The following is a 14,942-nucleotide window of genomic DNA, read 5'->3' on the forward strand; positions in this document are numbered from 1 at the left end:
GCCGTTTCCCCCGCGATATCCCGCATGAGATCGCCGATCCTGAAACCCTGGTTGTATCCAGTTTCTCCACTGCATGGCCGTGGATAGGAAGCCGGGCTGGTTCTCGGCTACAGTGACGATTAACCATCAACGGCGACCCGGGAAGGGACGGCGCTCTGAATGAATGGATGGTCGGCCACTCGGAGATTGGTCAGGTACGGGGGCGCTCGCGCGTCAGCAGGAAGATGCTCTCTAGCGCTCTTCACGCCAAAGTTGGCGCTCATGGGGAGGAAGGAAGAGGGCGTATTCGAAGGCCCTCGATCTCGCCTCACGGACGAGTTCTCGATGGTCTCGGCCAAGATGAAGAAATGGGGCCGTGGCCGCGGCAGCTTTGATGTTCCCCAGCGCCTCGTCCACAGCTACGTGTACGAGCTGCCCTTCGGACGCGGCAAAGCCACTGGCGGCGGCATGAATCCCCTGGCCAAGAAGATCCTGCCCGGCTGGCAGGTGACCGGCATCACCACCTCACAGCCGAACATCATTGGTGATGTGGCCATGGGTCGATCCTTGCCCGACGCACGATTCAGCAGCCAGGCCTCAACAATTGGGACATGGGCGTCTTCGGGAACACCAGGATCGGTGAGCGCATCAATGCCCAGTTGCGCTGGGAGACGTTCAATACCAGGAACTACACGCAGTTCGGACCGGACAACACCAGCGTGACCAGCGCGAATTCTGGAAAGACTACAGGCATCCTGGTGGGTCCGCGTAGGATGCAGTTCGGCCTGCGCCTGACCTACTGATGTCCGATGGATGGCCCCCGCTGGCAATCGTCCGGGCACTTTCGGAAATATCTTCTCTTTTGATTCAGCGGCTTCCAGGCGTCCGGTCCGAAAACCGCTTTACCTGCGTGCCATAATCCCGCTTCGACAGGAGACCCGGCCTGTCGTTCGGATCTGACCCCTGCTCAGGTCCCGGCTCTTTGAAATCCGCACCTCAACTCGGACCCAATCCAGGACTCCACTTCTTCTGCCTGCAGGAACTGGAGCCCTGGCGACAAGCCCCCCGTGCCCGCTTTCCCGGCATAGCGGCACCAGGAAGTGCTGCCGGTCCGCATCACGCCCATCGGCGCTACCGGGTGGGACCATCGCAAAGGCTAATCCTGAGTGAACAAAGCCACCCTGGACTGATCGCCCGCACTGCAAAATCCGGCCTCATCCTCGCGGTGGGATCGCCAATCCATCAGATTTGAGGGAACAAAGCCATTGTGGCGTGTCCTCCACCGTTGCCGACCTCGGCTCAATCCCGGCGAGGCGCACTCCCAATCCAGCGATTTTGAGTGAACAAACCCACCGCGGACGATCCGCCCGCAAGCAGCCTCTAGCCGCATCCCCGCACTGGGATCCCCCCAAATCCACCAATTCTGAGTGAACAAACCCACTTCCAGCCGTCACTCTTTATGCCAACCGTCACCCCAGCACCCCAATGACCCCGAACAAAGACAGAGCCCTTCTTCCGTGGGGTATGCCTCCAGGCTTGCGGGCCGGCATTCGTGCCGGCCTTCTTCGCCATCACTTCCCCGTCTTAGTCAGCCCCCGCCGGATCGCCGAATCAAAGATCTCCTGAATCCGAGCATTGAACTCCTTGGAAACCCTAGCCTGCTCAACATTCACCTTCCCCTGCTCAGCATTCACCTTGTGTTGCTCCTCATTCACTCGGCCCTGCTCCGCGTTCACCTTCCCCTGCAGTTCGTTCACCCGCCCCTGCTCCTCATTCACCTTCGACTGCAGGCGGTTCACCTCATCCTGGCTGGACGCCCCCGGAGTCGCCCGCAACTCCTTCAGCAGCGCCTCCACCTTCTTCACTGCAGCTTCGCTGCTCTCTCGTGAACCGGCATCGTGGATGCGATTCAGCAAATCCTGCCGCCGGTTCATCGTCGCCTGCGCCGCATTGACCACCGCCTGTTGCGCGTTGACCTTGTCCTGAACCGCATTGACCTCACTCTGCCGGCCATTCATCTTTCCCTGTAATTCATTCACCGCGGACTGCAGCCTGTTCACCTGATCCTGCTGCACGTTCACCCTCTTCTGGGGCTCCATCGCGCGTTCCAGTTCCCGCAGAACGCCATCGTCCGTGATCACATGCTCCGCGCCGCCCTGCCGGAACCAGGCGAACCGGTTGCCAAACCGCGAACGCAGATTCTCCGGACTGGCCGGCTCGCTGGAGTCCCACGATCCGCTTTGTGTATCGCCCAGGACAATGACATAGCGCCGGTAGGCTCCTTCCGAACGCGCGTGCACCGCGCTGGAAGACGTCGCAGGCCCCTGTCCAGAGGCCGTTTGCGCAGAGGCCATCACGGCCATCGGGCCCGCCGACACCGAAGTGTTCGAAACAGCCCGAACCGCGCGCGAGGGCATCGCCGCCGCCGCCACATAGGCTATGGGCAGGGCCACCAGGCAGATGATCGCCGCCGCGCCGCGCGGAACACCCGTCGATAGGAAGGTGCTGTTCAGGATCCGGTGGATCCGCGCCTCCGCACTGCCATAGCGCGCCATCGCCGCGCCGTGCCAGTTCACACGCACTCCACCCTGCATGAACTCCAGCAGAAGTTCTGCATAGGACGTCCGGTCACGCGTCACCGCCACGGCCGCGTCGTCGCTCACATCCTCGGCCAGGCGTACAATGCTCCGGTGCAGCACCCAGCTCAGCGGGCTGTGCCACAGCAGCGCGCGGTGCATCGCCGAAAGAAACTGTACAGCCGGATCCTTCCGGCGTACATGCGATCGCTCATGCGCCAGCACGGCCTCCAACTTCGCCTCGCCCCACTCACGCCAGTCCGCCGGCAGCAGGATCACTGGCCGCCTGAGCCCCACCGTGACCGGCGCAGCCACTCGCTCGGACTCCCGAATCTCGGCGCCGCCGTCCGTCAGTTCCGTAGCCCGGCTCTGCAGCCTGAGCTTGCGTGCCAGCAGCAGGCCTATCCCAAGCCGAAGGAATAGCAGTCCAGCGACGAAGGCATACACGCCCAGCAGGACGCCGCTCCAGTCCATCCAGGAACCCGCGCCGCCGGCTTGTGAGCCGTCCACCATCGTTACCGCGAAAGCCGGTGCATCCATTGGCGCAGTGCCATTCAATGTGGGAGCAGCGGAGGCCTGCATCACAACAACAGGCAGCTTGGGCAGCGCCGCTGTAAACAATGGCATCGCAAGCGAACCGCATACGGCGGCGATGCAGGCCGCCAGCCGGATCGACGGGTCCTTGACGCGCAGCAGCCACAACAGGACTGCTCCGGAAACAATGAGTACAGAGGAGCGAATCGCCCATTCGATCAGGAAATACCCGGTGATCATGCCTTCTTCTCCTTGCGCGACGCAATCTTTTCCGCAAGCCGCTTCAACTCTTCCGGTCGGAGCACCCGATTGTCCACCAGGCCCACCAGCAACTCCTCCACCGAGCCGCCGCAGAAACGGTCAATCAGCTGCCGCGCTGCCTCCACGGCCACGTTGCGCGGAGTGTCCACCGCCCGGTACACAAACGTCCGCCCCTGCACTGTGTGCTCGATGTACCCTTTTTCTTCCAGGTTCCGTAAAACCGTACGGATCGTCGAATCCTTCAACGCCCGCTGGTCCGCCACCCCCTCACGGCAGGTCTCCGCCGTACAATCCGGATGGGCCCAGACATAGTCCATCAGGAATTGCTCGAGGGAAGTGAGCGCGTTCCGCTGTCCGCGAGTGTTAAACATTCTAGTGTTAGAATTTATAACACTAGGAAGAGGCTGTCAAGCTTTTAGTTCACCCGCCCTTCCGTGGCAGGCGCGCTCTGCCTGCTTTTCTGGCTGCCCGACCCCATGGGCTAAAATCCGTACTGGATGCCCGATACGCTGCCGGCTGCCGAAGAACTGGAAATCGTTCACATGCGTGCCCTCCGAGGGCCGAACCAGTGGACCAACGCACCTGTCATGGAATGTTGGGTCCAGCTGGGCGCCTGGAATGAGCTCTCCTCCGAGATCCTCCCCGGCTTCAATCAGCGGTTGTTGCAGTGGCTTCCGGGCCTGGTCGAACACCGCTGCAACATCGGGGTGCGGGGCGGCTTCGTCACCCGCCTCGAGCGCGGCACCTACCCGGCCCACGTTCTCGAGCACATCGTGATCGAACTCCACGGCTTGGCCGGCGCGGAGATCTGGTACGGCCGCGCGCGCCACACCAGCCAGGAACGCGTCTATCGGGTCGTTTTCAAGTACAGGGACGAAACGCTCGCCCGCGAATGCTGCCTGGCGGCGCGGGAGCTCTTTCTCGCCGCCGCGCTGGACCTCCCTTTCGACGTCCCCGCAACGGTCGGCCGGCTGCGTAATGTGGCCGCCCGGCGCATGCTCGCGCCCGATGCGCGGGCCCTGGTAGAGGCGGCGGCGCAGCGGAACATTCCAGCCCTTCGGCCTGGGGATGGGCAAATCGTGCAGTTCGGCTACGGAGCGCGGCAGCGCCGGGTCGTGGGCACGCAGACCGACCGTCTCGGCGCGATCGCCGCCACCGTGGCGGATGATCGCGACCTTCTCGAACAACAACTGCTGGCGGCAGGCGTGCCGCTCGAACTCGCCGAGGTGGACGAAGCCGAAGTCCAGGGTGTCGAATACCGCCTCTTAACGGTGGGCGGGCGCCTGGCCGTTGCATTCGATGGCGGGCGGCGCGTGGTCACAGACGAGGTCCATCCCGGCATCGCCGCTGCGGCGGTCGAAGTCGCGGCAGCCTTGGACTGGGACATCGCCACCCTCGACATCCGCGCCGAAGACATTCGCTCGCCGCTCCAGGATCAGAAGATCTCGATCCTAAAACTGCAGCCCGGGGCTGACCTCGCTCCACTGGCGCCGGACGGGACAACGCCCAATCCAGCGGCTCACGCCATCATCGAGATGCTCTTCCCGTCCGCGGGCGACGGCCGCATTCCAATCGTCGCGATCACCGGAGCCAACGGCAAGACCAGCGTCGCCCGGCTGCTTGCGCACATGCTCCAGGCCACCGGCAAGTGCGTGGGCATGACCTGTACCGACGGTGTCTATCTCAACGGACGGCGCATCGCGGGTGGTGATTGCAGCGGGCCCTCCAGCGCCATGAGGGTACTCCTCGATCCGCGCGCCGAACTCGCTGTGTTCGAGACCGCGCGAGGCGGCATCCTGCGGGCCGGCCTCGCCTTCGACGCATGCCAGGTGGGGGTGATTACCAACATCGGCAGCGGCGATCACCTCGGCATCGGCGAAATCGAGAGCGTGGAGGACCTGGCCAAGCTGAAGAGTACGATCATCCGCGCCGTGAGTCCGGAGGGCACCGCCGTGCTGAATGCCGACGATCCGGTCGTGGCCGGGATGGCGAGCCAGTGCCGGGGCCGGGTCCTGTACTTCGCCCTCGATGCCGCCCATGCGGTCATCGCCCGGCACCGGTCCGAGGGCGGCCTGGCGGTTTTCGTGCGCGATGGCTTTGCCGTGGTCGCCGATGGGGCGCTGGAGTGGCCCGTGCTGCGAGTCGACCGCGTCCCCCTCACGCTGGGCGGCCGTGTCGGTTTCCAGATCGAAAACCTCCTGGCCGCCATAGGAGCGGCCTACGCGCTGGGTGTCCCGCCGGAGTCGATCGAACGGCAGGCCGAAGACTTCACGCCCGACCTCGAGCACAACCCCGCCCGCTACAACGTCCTCGAAATCCGTGGAACCACCGTCGTTTTAGACTTCGGCCACAACCCGGACGCGCTCAACGCCGCGATTCGCGGCCTCGCTCAGTTCGGGCAGACACATAGAACCGCGGTTTTCTCGTCATCCGGCGACCGCCGGGACGAAGACATCGTCCGCATGGGCGAACTGCTCGGGGCTTCGTTCGACCGCGTGATCCTGTACGAGGACGACGACCTGTACGACCGAGGTACCGGGGAAGTCATCGCCCTGTTGCGGCGCGGCATGGCCACGGCCGGGCGCGCGCGCCGCATCGAGGAAGTGCAGGGTGGGCTGAACGCCCTCGACTATGCCCTCAAGACCATCGAAGCCGGCCACTTGCTGTTTGCGCAGGCGCACATGGCCGATCCCACCGCAGGCTTCCTGCGGAGGCAGTGGCTCGGATAGCGGAGTTTATTTAAAGGTACGGCTCCAGGACCCGCCGGCTGTGCGCGTTCAGCTTGCGCGCATCGCGGATCTCATAGCGGATGCCGTGCGAATCCACGATGGATACGCGGCCACGGTCGCGGAGGTGAATGGAGTCATCTCCCTCCACAGTGAACGTCACCAGGCCACGATCGGTTTCCACTGTCCATGTCGATGGCTCCATCTCCGACGGCGCATTCACGATCCTCAGGATCTCGGGCACGAACACGCGCTCGGCCAGTTCGGCTTCGAGCGTCGCCCGAACCCGCGGGTCCAGGCCGGCGAGGGAATTCAGCGACAGAACCTCGTGGCCGGCGCTGTCCAGAATCGAGATGTGCCGGCCGGGCGCAGTGAGCGGGAACGCCTGGGCAGGCGAAACGTCAACATGCCGGACGCCCGCCGCATCAATCAGGACCAGCCGGCCAAAGCTATCGCGCTCGAGTCGAAAGCTCATACGCCCTCTCCCGCCTCGGATTGAAGGCCTTCCAATTGCGATTTGTAGAATCGCGAGTACGTGCCATCCTTCGCCAGCAACTCCGCGTGGGGGCCGATCTCGACAATCGCGCCGCGCTCCAGAATCACCAGGCGGTCCGCCTTCTTGAGCGTGCTGAGGCGGTGGGCGATGGCGATGGTGGTGCGCTCCCGGGTCAGGTTCTCGAGCGCAAGCTGAATCTCGCGCTCCGTTTCAGAGTCGACCGAGGACGTCGCTTCATCGAGGATGAGAACTCGCGGATCGATCAGCAGGGCGCGCGCGATGCTCAGCCGCTGCCGCTCACCGCCCGAAAGGAACTGGCCGCGCTCGCCCACCAGCGAATCGTAACCGTTCGGGAGCCGGAGGATGAACTCGTGCGCGTGCGCCGCTTTCGCCGCCTCGATAATCTCGCCCGGGGTTGCGTCGGGACGTCCGTAGGCGATATTCTCCGCCACCGTTCCATAGAAGAGGAACGGGTCCTGCAGTACGAGCCCCACATTGCGGCGATACTCGTTCAGGCGATAGCGCCGAAGATCGACGCCGTCCACAAATATCGCGCCGTCGGTGACATCGTAGAACCGGCAGAGCAGGTTGATGATGGTGGTTTTGCCCGCCCCGCTCCGGCCCACCAGCCCGATCATCTCTCCGGGCGCAATCGTCAGGTCGATATTGCGCAGGACAGGCCTCGCGCCATAGCGGAAACTCACATTGCGCAACTCGATGGAGCCTCTGAGACGTCCGGGATCGATGGAATCGGGTCGATCGGCCACCTTCGGCTTGCGATCGAGAATCGCAAACACGCGGCGCGCGCTGGAGGCGGCCCGTTCGGTGGCCGAGGCCATGCGGCTCATCGAATCGATTTGCGTGTAGAAGCGCGTGATGTAGGCCACAAACGCGGCCAGCACGCCCACCGTGACGGAGTGATGAAATACGCGATAGACGCCCGCCACCCAGACGATCACCACGCCCAGTTCGGTCAGCAGCACCACCACCGCGTTGAAGTACGCCCACACCCGGTTCACGCGCTGGTTGGTGCGCAGCACGCGCTGGTTGGCGTGCTGCATTCGCTGGATCTCGCGTTCCTCCTGGGCGAAGGCCTTGACCACGCGGATTCCAGGAATGGTGTCCGCCAGGATGCTGGTGAGTTCGGCCCAGGCACGGTTGCCGACTGAAAACCCGCGGCCCAGGCGGCCTTGCACCCGGAACACCGCAAAGGCGATAAACGGCATGGGCAGCAGGGTCACCAGCGCCATCCCGGCATCGATGCTGAAAAGGATGATGGCCGTCAGAACCAGCATCACCAGGTTGGTTCCAAAATCCAGGGCGTGCACCGAGAGGAAGTAGCAGATGCGGTCCGTGTCACTGCCGACGCGCGAAATGAGGTCGCCGGTTCGCCTGCGCCCGAAGTACTCCAGGGAGAGCTTCTGGAGGTGGGAGTACGTCATCAGGCGGAGATCCGCCGCGACGCGCTCGCTCACCGACGAAATCACGTACATCTGGGCCCAGGTGATGGCCCAGGAGAGAATCGAGGCGCCGGCCAGGCCGAGAAGATACCACTTCACCATGGACGTGTCCGGCTGCTGACCGCTCTGGTAGGGAACCAGGACACCATCCAAAAGGGGCATCGTCAGATAGGGCGGAACCAGGCCGCTGGCGGTGCCTGCCATGGTGAGCAGGAAGCCCAGCAGCGAAAGGCCCCAATAGCGCCGCGCCAGCGGAAGCAGCCGGAGCAGCGACTGGAGCGGCGGTTTACTAACCGGAGTGCCGCACTCGCCGCAGGCAGCCGCGCCCGGGCCAACTGGAAACCCGCAATACTCGCAGTCCGCAACGGCATCGGGGTGGGGGTTGGTCCGCGCCGGCACCAACCCGCTCAGCATCGCACTCCGCCATTCCGCCAGGCGATGAGCGCCCGCCGCCCGCGCATTCGTGAATCGCCACCGCGCGATAGTGCCCGTGCTGTCGCGAAGGTCCAGGGTGCCGAGGCCGCGCTCCTCGCGGACGTGAATGTCCAGCCCCGGCGCCAGCGCCCACGCCCGTGTTTCGGCCTCCGCCATCGCCTCGTTCAGGCCCCGCCGCGGACCCGGCGGCCACTCGAAGCTCAAAAGCCTTCGGTCGGTGAGGACCACGAGGCCGGCTGCATACCGCATCTGCGAATCGAGATCCGGTTCGAACGAAGCCAGCGGCGTTTCTCCCTCTTCGATCCGGTTTCGAAGGAATAGAACCGCCCAACGCGGGATATCGGCGCTTTCCTCAAACGCCCGCATCAGCTATTTCCGCCTATGAATCTGATAGTCAAGAAAGTTACAATCTGATCGTACCCCACAGGTCAAAGCCCCAACCCGTTACGCCCGGGCGGCGTCAAACAGTTCGCATGCAGTTGATCAAGACAAAATCCCTCTCCGGCCCCAATGTTTGGGGGCTCTGCCCGGTGATGGAGGCGACGATAGAGCTCGGGGGATCAGACGATAGCCTGCCTACCGCCTCGGCCTCGTTACGACAGCAGATCGGAAGCTGGATTCCAGCCCTGAAGCCTCACCCAAACGGTGTCAGCGGGGCGCAATCGCGGAACGGCTTGGACCTTGTGCACAATCTGGCGCTCGTGACGCTCGAGCTGCAGAGGCTCGCTGGCGCACCTGCATCGTTTTCGAAAGTTGTCGAGTCAAGGCACCCGAGTGTCTACCTGGCGGCCTTCGAATATGTTGAGGAGCAGCTCGCGCGGGAATGCCTGGAAGTCGCCTGCGAAATGGTCCAGGCCATCGCCGCGGGACGAACGATTGATTCGGCGGGCACGCTGGAACGATTGCGGGCCACCGCCGGGCGCGAGATGCTGGGCCCCAGTACGAACAGCATCGTTCAGGCCGCGCGCGCCCGAAACATACCGGCCATCAGGCTGGACGAATGTTCCCTCGTTCAACTCGGCCATGGCAGGGCACAGCATCGTATCCGGGCCGCGGAAACAGACCGCACGCTTGCCACCGCGGAAGGCATTGCCCAGGACAAAGAAGTGACGAGAACTCTGCTGCAGGCAGTGGGCGTGCCGGTTCCGCGAGGCTTCACGGTGACCGACGCGGAAGAAGCCTGGTACACCGCGGTGGAATACGTAGGGCTGCCTGTGGTGGTCAAGCCGCGCTACGGGAATCAGGGCCGCGGCGTGGCCGCCGATCTTTCGACCAGCGAACAGGTGAAGGCCGCGTTCGAGGCGGCGCGCAAAGAGGACGCTGACGTCATCGTGGAGAAGTTTGCTCCGGGACAGGACTACCGGCTGCTGGTCGTCAACGGCAAGGTGGTGGCCGCGTCCCGCCGCGAGCCCGCGCATGTGATCGGCGACGGGCGAAGCTCCGTCCAGCAACTGGTGGACGAAAAGAACCGCGATCCCCGGCGTGGCGATGACCATGCCACGGCGCTCAGCAAGCTGGTGCTGGATGAGATCGCGCTGCAGGTATTGGGCGAACAGGGATGCACGCCCGGCTCCGTGCCGGCCAGCGGAGAACGGGTTCTGATTCGCCGCAACGCAAACCTCAGCACCGGCGGCACCGCCACCGATGTGACCGAAAGCGTGTGTCCGGAGATCGCCGAACATGCGGTGGCGGCGGCTTCCGCCGTTGGCCTGGACGTGGCGGGCATCGACGTGATCGCCGGCGACATCTCCCTTCCTCTCGAGCAGCAGAACGGCGTCATCGTCGAGGTGAACGCCGCGCCCGGTCTTCGCATGCACCTCTCTCCCTCCGAAGGCACGCCGCGCGACGTGGGCGGCGCCATCGTCGAGATGCTGTTCCCCGACGGCGGAAACGGACGCATCCCCATCGCCGCGGTGACGGGCACCAACGGCAAAACGACGGTCACCCGCTTCCTGGCCCACCTGGCCAAGGGCAAAGATCATTTTGTCGGGATGACCTGCACGGACGGCATCTTCTTGAACGGCCGGCGCATCTCGTCGGACGATTGCAGCGGCCCAATCAGCGCCGGGCTCGTCCTCATGAACCCCAAAGTGGACGTGGCCGTGTTCGAGACAGCACGCGGCGGCATTCTCCGGGCGGGGCTCGGCTTCGACCGCTGCCAGGTGGCCGTGGTGACGAACATCGCCGACGGCGATCATCTCGGCCAGAACGGCGTGGAGACGGCCGAGGAACTGGCCCACGTGAAGGCCACGATCGTTCGCGCAGTTGCGCCGGAGGGCGCTGCTGTTCTCAACGCCGCCGATCCTCTCGTCGCCGCCATGGCGGCGGGCTGTCCCGGCCGTATCGTCTATTTCGCCCTCGATGGGAACGACCCAGTCATCCTGCGGCACCGGGCAAGCGGAGGAGCCGCTGTGTTCGTGAGAGACCGGGCAATCGTGATGGCAGAGGGGGCTTCCGAAGAAGTCCTGCTCGGACTGGAGCAGGTGCCCATCACCTTCCAGGGCAGGGTGGGGTTTGAAGCCGAGAATACGCTGGCGGCGCTCGCCGGGGCTTGGGCCCTGGGTATTCCGAAGCCCGTACTGGCTGAGCGGGCCATGTCCTTCACCACCGGCATCGACGAAGTTCCAGGGCGTATGAATGTGTTCACCCTGCGCGGCGGAACAGTCATCCTCGACTACGGCCACAACGCCGCGGCCCTGCGCGCGATGACCGCCGCCCTGGAGGCGTTCCCCCATCGCCGCCGCTCCGCCGTCTACTCCATGGCCGGCGACCGGCGCGATTCCGATCTCATCCACGTCGGCGAACTGCTTGGCGACGCGTTCGATATCGTTTTCATTTACGACCCCTACACGATCCGCGACCGCGCCCCGGGCGAGATCCCGGCCCTGATCCGGCAGGGCGTCGAGCGCGGCGCGCGAACCCGCGAGATTATCGACGTGCCGAATCCCGCCCAGGCCCTGAGGGCCGCGCTCGATCGCGTCGAGGACGGCGATCTCCTCGTGATGCAGCCCGACGATATTGACGAAGCGACTGCCCTGGTTCGCACTTACCTGGGCCAGTTGACGGAACTGGTGGGCGAACGGAAAGCCACATGAGCCTGGCGCAGGTCCTCTCGCTTCGCTGCTTCCCGGGACCAAGTGTCTGGGCGCGCGAGCCGGTGCTGGCGGCCACGGTCAGCTGCGGTGAAGAAGAAGCAGGGGCTCTCGCCAGGGAGACGCTCCGCTTGCAAGTGGCTTGCGGAGCGCAGGTCTCGCGGGCATGGTGCGCCGCCGGGAACGAACCCGGCACACATGTGGCCGTGGTGGAAATGGAAGACGAAGAGGTCGCCCGCCGCTGCTTCTCGGCCGCGCTCGAATCGTGTCCGGTGTCCGCGGAGACTCTGCAGCAGTTGTGCGAATGGGCGGACGACATCGTCCTCGGCCCCAACACGCGGGCGCTGGCCGCGGCAGCCCGCCGCCGCTCCATTCCTGTCCGGCGAATGGGACGCGGCAGCCTGCTGATTCTCGGCCACGGCATCCGCCAGCGCAGGCTGTGGGGGGCGAGAAGCGACCGCACTTCCGCGATTGCCGAAATGATCGGCTGGGACAAGCCCCTGGCCAAAGAGCTCTTGCGGGCGGCCGGAATCCCCGTGCCGGACGGGCGCCTGGCGCTAGATGCCGCGGACGCGGTGCAAGCGGCGTTGGAGCTTGGCGGGCCGGTGGTGATCAAGCCCGAAAGCGCGAACCACGGGCGGAGCGTCTATCTCAACTTGACAGAACCTGCCGGGATTGAAGCCGCATTCTTAGCCGCGCAAGGGGAAGGGGAGACCGCCGCCGTACTGGTCGAGCGGTGCGTGCAGGGCGCTGAACATCGGGTTCTGGTTGTAGGCGGACGCGTGGTCGCTGCCCTGCGCGGGGATCCCCTTTACGCGGCCGGCGACGGGCTGCGCTCGCTGAGCGAACTGGTCGACGAAATCAACCTCGATCCGGCACGCGGCGCGGGTCCGGAATGCCCGCTCTACCCGGTGGAGTTCGATGAAGTTACGTCCGCCACCCTCCGCCGCCAGGGCTTCACACCGGAGACGATCCTCGCAGCGGGCGAACTCGCTCTCATCCAGCGCAACGGCAATCTGAGACTCGACGTGACGGGCGACGTTCACCCGGCCAATGCCGCCCTGTGTGTGTTGGCCGCTGAAACAGTGGGCCTGGACATTGCCGGCATCGATCTCGTTGCCGGGGACATTGCCGTGCCGCTGCCCAACCAGGCGGGCGCCATCCTCGAAGTGAATCCCATGCCGGGCTTCGCCATGCACGCCGGCATTCCTGTCGCCGATCTCATTGTCCGCGAGGTGTATCCGGAAGGAACGGACGGCCGGATTCCGATCGTCGCCGTGCATGGTTCGTCCGCTGCCACCATCGCGAAAGAAATCCACACCTCGCTTCAGCACCGCGGAGTCCTTGCAAGCGCTCTGCTGCTCCACCCGCGGCTCGAACTGGCCCTCTTCGAATTCTCAGAGCAGGCGATCTTCGACCGCGGCCTGGAATTCGATCGTTGCGATGTCCTGGTGTTGACTGACTCGCCATCACTTCAGCCCGGCGCGCGCCTGCTGCTCGCCTGCGTTGCCGCGGGCGGCTCGGTTCTGATGCCGCACTCGGCGCCGTGGCGGGAGGATGTGGAAACCCTTTGCCCAGGCGGCGTTCGAACCTATCAGGCGGCTCCGGGGTGCGAGGCGACAGTCGCTCGCATGGTGGACCAGGAATTGTCCGGGCGTCGCCGCTGATCGCACCGGCCGGGTTGAAGATGTTCCCTCAGCCCCTCAGTGCCTTCAACTCGTCGCCATCCAGATCCTCCACCACCGCACAGGCGCTATCAAAAACCATCGTCTCCCCCTTCTCCCCGGTGAACGCCGGCCACGCCGGCAGACCACGATGCTTCGGATCCCCGCTGCGGGCAAAACTCACCCAGGCGTCGCTCACCTTTTCCGCCAGCGCCCGCGCCGCCGCCCCTCCGCCCGTCGCGGGATCGCACCGGTCTGTATTCGCGAACACAAACGGCAGCTCCGCGCAGTGATACGACCGGATCCGCCCATCCAGCACCGGAGTGTTCCAGGCGAACAGGTATACATACACCGGCGCCGCCCCCTGCGCCGCTTTCGCCGAAGCCTGCTGGACGACGCACTGCCGCATGCCCGACGACTGCCACAGCGCAAACAACTCGCACGGCTTCGCTCCTGGATGCCCGCGCCGGAATGCCTCCAGCACGCGCGCCCCCTTCTCCGGCCCATGACCCTTCGTCATCGCCTTGGCCAGATCATCCATTGAGAAATCCTCGAACTCCGGCCAGAGCCAGCCCACGCCGAACTCCGTTCGTGTCGAGCCCACCAGCAGCGGGATCTTCGCCGAGATCGCCGGTGCCCCGCGCACGAAGGGAGATTCCGGCAGGATCACGCCATCCACCGTCGGAGCCCACGGCATCAGCTCCGCATGCCGTCCGAACTCGAGCGGCTTTGCATAGTCCACCGGCGGATACACCGCCTTTGCCGCCGCCAGGCCGGCCGCGATGATCTGCTCTATGGGCAGCGTGTGAATGCGTGCCACATCCGCAGCGCGCAACCCCAGTTCCTTCAGCATTGCCTCGGCCAGTCTCGTCGTCTTTTCCGGCCCCGGCATGTACAGCATCGATCCGCTCTGCACAATCGCTTTGTGGAACAGGCCCGCGGCGCGCGGCATCGCCAGCAGCGCCGTCACCTTGCCCCCGCCGCCGGATTGTCCGAACACGGTCACATTGGCCGGATCCCCGCCGAAGCTCCGGATATTCGCCCGCACCCATTCCAGCGCCGCGACAATGTCCAGCATCCCCACATTGCCGGACTCGGCATACTGCGCCCCGCCCAACGCTGCGAGGTTCAGAAACCCCATCGCGCCCACCCGGTGATTCAGCGAGACCACAACCACTTCACCGCGGCGAGCCAGGTTCTCCCCGTCATAGGTCTTCATGTCGTGGGCCGATCCAGTCGAAAAGCCCCCGCCATGCAACCACACCATCACCGGACGCTGGCGGCCATCCAGCCCCGGCGTCCACACATTGATACGCAGGCAATCCTCGTTGGGGAAGCCATCGTCCCATTGGTAGACGAAGGCGACTTCGTCCTTATCCCAGTGCGGCCTCGGCTCCTGCGGGCAGACATAGCCGTAAGTCAGGCAGCTGCGCACGCCCTTCCACGGCTGTGGCTTGACGGGCCCCAAGAAACGCCGTGCCCCGCCGGTAGGGGCGCCATAAGGGATCCCTCGAAAGGTCGACACGCCGCGCCGCACAAATCCGCGAACCTTGCCCGCCTCGGTCTCCACCACCGCCGCCCCTTTGTTAGCGATGATCGAATCACCCTCCGGAGCCGCGGAAGCCACGCCGGCCGTCGAACCAAGCGTCAATCCGCCGGCCGCCTTGAGCCACGAACGCCTGCCCAAATACATCAGCCACTCCCTTCGAAAAGTCGGAA

Annotated in this window: 10 protein-coding genes; 4 read left to right on the forward strand and 6 right to left on the reverse strand. The window is 64.9% G+C overall.

What is annotated here, in order from left to right:
* Positions 1-398: 398 nt before the first annotated feature.
* Complete coding sequence (locus ACR9Y2_RS35140) at positions 399-536, reverse strand: hypothetical protein (RefSeq protein ID WP_435046572.1); 138 nt, start codon at positions 534-536, stop codon at positions 399-401.
* Between the two features lie 54 nt (positions 537-590).
* Here ACR9Y2_RS35140 and ACR9Y2_RS35145 point away from each other — a divergent pair, with 54 nt between their 5' ends.
* Positions 591-782 carry a hypothetical protein gene (locus tag ACR9Y2_RS35145; protein ID WP_435046573.1) on the forward strand — a complete coding sequence of 64 codons (192 nt, stop codon included), beginning with the start codon at positions 591-593 and terminating at the stop codon, positions 780-782.
* 768 nt (positions 783-1,550) lie between these two features.
* Here ACR9Y2_RS35145 and ACR9Y2_RS35150 read toward each other — a convergent pair.
* Together ACR9Y2_RS35150 and ACR9Y2_RS35155 are read right to left on the reverse strand one after the other, a co-directional pair.
* Positions 1,551-3,329, reverse strand: coding sequence for a M56 family metallopeptidase (locus ACR9Y2_RS35150; protein WP_435046574.1), 1,779 nt, complete (start codon positions 3,327-3,329; stop codon positions 1,551-1,553).
* Entirely contained in the window at positions 3,326-3,721 is a 396-nt protein-coding gene (locus ACR9Y2_RS35155; protein ID WP_435046575.1) for a BlaI/MecI/CopY family transcriptional regulator, read from the reverse strand. The genes ACR9Y2_RS35150 and ACR9Y2_RS35155 overlap by 4 nt, the downstream gene beginning before the upstream one ends.
* Before the next feature lie 171 nt (positions 3,722-3,892).
* Here ACR9Y2_RS35155 and ACR9Y2_RS35160 point away from each other — a divergent pair, with 171 nt between their 5' ends.
* Positions 3,893-6,079, forward strand: coding sequence for a cyanophycin synthetase family protein (locus ACR9Y2_RS35160; RefSeq protein WP_435046576.1), 2,187 nt, complete (start codon positions 3,893-3,895; stop codon positions 6,077-6,079).
* A gap of 10 nt (positions 6,080-6,089) precedes the next feature.
* Here ACR9Y2_RS35160 and ACR9Y2_RS35165 read toward each other — a convergent pair whose 3' ends face one another.
* Both ACR9Y2_RS35165 and ACR9Y2_RS35170 read right to left on the reverse strand, forming a co-directional pair.
* Positions 6,090-6,551, reverse strand: a complete 462-nt coding sequence (locus ACR9Y2_RS35165) for a DUF1854 domain-containing protein (RefSeq protein ID WP_435046577.1) — start codon at positions 6,549-6,551, stop codon at positions 6,090-6,092.
* Positions 6,548-8,833: an ABC transporter transmembrane domain-containing protein gene (locus tag ACR9Y2_RS35170; protein WP_435046578.1), complete on the reverse strand. Its 2,286-nt coding sequence runs from the start codon at positions 8,831-8,833 to the stop codon at positions 6,548-6,550. Before ACR9Y2_RS35170 ends, ACR9Y2_RS35165 begins: the two co-directional genes overlap by 4 nt.
* Positions 8,834-8,940: 107 nt before the next feature.
* Between ACR9Y2_RS35170 and cphA the strand changes: the two genes are divergently transcribed.
* Both cphA and ACR9Y2_RS35180 read left to right on the forward strand, forming a co-directional pair.
* A complete protein-coding gene (gene cphA, locus ACR9Y2_RS35175) occupies positions 8,941-11,562 on the forward strand; it encodes a cyanophycin synthetase (RefSeq protein WP_435046579.1) in 2,622 nt (873 codons plus the stop codon).
* Entirely contained in the window at positions 11,559-13,226 is a 1,668-nt protein-coding gene (locus ACR9Y2_RS35180; protein ID WP_435046580.1) for an acetate--CoA ligase family protein, read from the forward strand. Before cphA ends, ACR9Y2_RS35180 begins: the two co-directional genes overlap by 4 nt.
* Positions 13,227-13,254: 28 nt before the next feature.
* Here ACR9Y2_RS35180 and ACR9Y2_RS35185 read toward each other — a convergent pair whose 3' ends face one another.
* Positions 13,255-14,916, reverse strand: a complete 1,662-nt coding sequence (locus ACR9Y2_RS35185; protein WP_435046581.1) for a carboxylesterase/lipase family protein — start codon at positions 14,914-14,916, stop codon at positions 13,255-13,257.
* Positions 14,917-14,942: the final 26 nt, after the last annotated feature.

Origin of the sequence: Paludibaculum fermentans, assembly GCF_051172195.1 — a bacterium.
Taxonomy (GTDB): domain Bacteria; phylum Acidobacteriota; class Terriglobia; order Bryobacterales; family Bryobacteraceae; genus Paludibaculum; species Paludibaculum fermentans_A.